This window comes from Xanthomonas sp. SHU 166 (assembly GCF_000364685.1).
Lineage (GTDB): Bacteria > Pseudomonadota > Gammaproteobacteria > Xanthomonadales > Xanthomonadaceae > Xanthomonas_A > Xanthomonas_A sontii.
Genome location: NZ_AQOJ01000574.1, coordinates 1 through 1662, shown reverse-complemented (window position 1 = coordinate 1662; position 1662 = coordinate 1). Strand labels below are relative to the sequence as shown.

At 72.1% G+C, this 1662-nt stretch carries 1 protein-coding gene; it reads right to left on the bottom strand.

All coding sequences use genetic code 11. The features are described from left to right. Positions 1-300 precede the first annotated feature (300 nt). The coding region (gene treZ / locus D180_RS14420; protein WP_017913354.1) for a malto-oligosyltrehalose trehalohydrolase at positions 301-1662 on the bottom strand (1362 nt) is incomplete at its 5' end.

The following is a 1662-nucleotide window of genomic DNA, read 5'->3' as shown; positions in this document are numbered from 1 at the left end:
CAGGCGGCCGCGTCGCGCGCGTCCAGGCCCAGTGCGCCGAGCACGTGGCGCAGGGTGTCGTCGGCGACCGTGCGCGGCGTGTCGCCGGCATCGATCCAGTCGACCAGCAGGCCGGCGGCGTCGGCCAGGGTATGCAGGGAAGTGTCGGTCATGGGCAGGGCGAACCGGGCAGCAAGGCAAAAGAGGGATCCGCCGCGGTCCAGCCCACACGCGCCGGCAGCGCGTGCGCGGCGGTGGGCAGCGAACGAGGTGGCCAGCGTGCCGGGGACGCTGTCGCGATGGCGTCGCGACAGCGGGTGCTCATGCGGCGTTGCCGGGCCGGTAGCGCGCGACGAAGGCGTTGGGCGGCAACTGCGCGGCGTCGTCGCCGGCGTTCTCCGCATGCACGGTGCTGCCGGGCAAGTCCAGCGCCACCGGCGCGTCGCCGAAGTTGGCCGCCACGTGCCATTCGCCGTCGCCTAGGCGCCAGCCCGCGGCGATCGCCTTAGGTCCGATCACCCGCGCCCCCAGCGCGCTGGCTTGGCCGAGCGCCGGCACCAGGTGCTGGCGGCGCAGCGCCAGCAACGCCGCGAACCAGTCGCGCCAGCGCGCGCCGTCGCCATGGGTGGCGTCGCTGATGTCGGCGATGGAGGCCTGGAAGGTGCTCGGCGCGTTGGGGTCGGGAATGGTGGCGCGCTGTTCCGGATCGGCGAAGGCGGCGAACTGCGCGAACTCGCGGCGCCGGCCCTCGCGCACCGCCTCGTCCAGCGGCGGCGCGAAATCGGTGAAGAACTGGAACGGGGTGCGGCTGCCCCACGGCTCGCCCATGAAGAACAGCGGGATCATCGGGGTCAGTGCGGTCAGCGCCAGCGCCGCGCGCAGCGCCGGTTCGCTCACCTGGGTGATCAGCCGGTCGCCGCGGGCGCGATTGCCGATCTGGTCGTGGTTCTGCGCGAAGATCACGAACTTGTGCGGCGGCAGGTGGCCGCTGGGCTCGCCGCGCGCGTGCCCGCGATGGTCGGCCTGGCCCTGGAAGGCGAAGCCTTCGCCGAGCACCCGCGCCAGGTGCTGCGCCGGCGCGTCGGCGAAGCCGGCGTAGTAGCCCTCGTGCTCGTCGGTCAGCAGCACGTGCAGGCTGTTGTGGAAGTCGTCGTCCCACTGCGCGCTGTAGCCGCGCTCCAGCACATCGGCCTGGTTGGCCTCGTTCTCCAGCACCAGGTGCACGTGGCGCCCGTCGGCCACGCTGGCCGTGATCGCCTCGCGCAGGGTATCGAGGAAGGCGTTGGGCACGATCGCGTGCACGGCATCCAGGCGCAGGCCGTCGAAGCGGTATTCGTGCAGCCACATCAGCGCGTTGTCGATGAAGTAGCGCTGCACCGGCGCCAGGCGGAAGTCGATCGCCGCGCCCCAGGGCGTCGGCGCATCCTCGCGGAAGAAGGTCGAGGCGTACTGGCCCAGGTAATTGCCGTCCGGGCCGAAGTGGTTGTAGACCACATCCAGGAACACGCTCAGGCCCAGGCCGTGGGCTTCGTCGATCAGCGCCTTGAGTTCGTCGGGATGGCCGTAGGCCGAGGCCGGCGCGTACGGCAGCACGCCGTCGTAGCCCCAGTTGTGGCGGCCGGGGAATTCGGCCAGCGGCATCAGTTCGATCGCGGTGACGCCGAGCGCGGCCAGGGTCGGCAG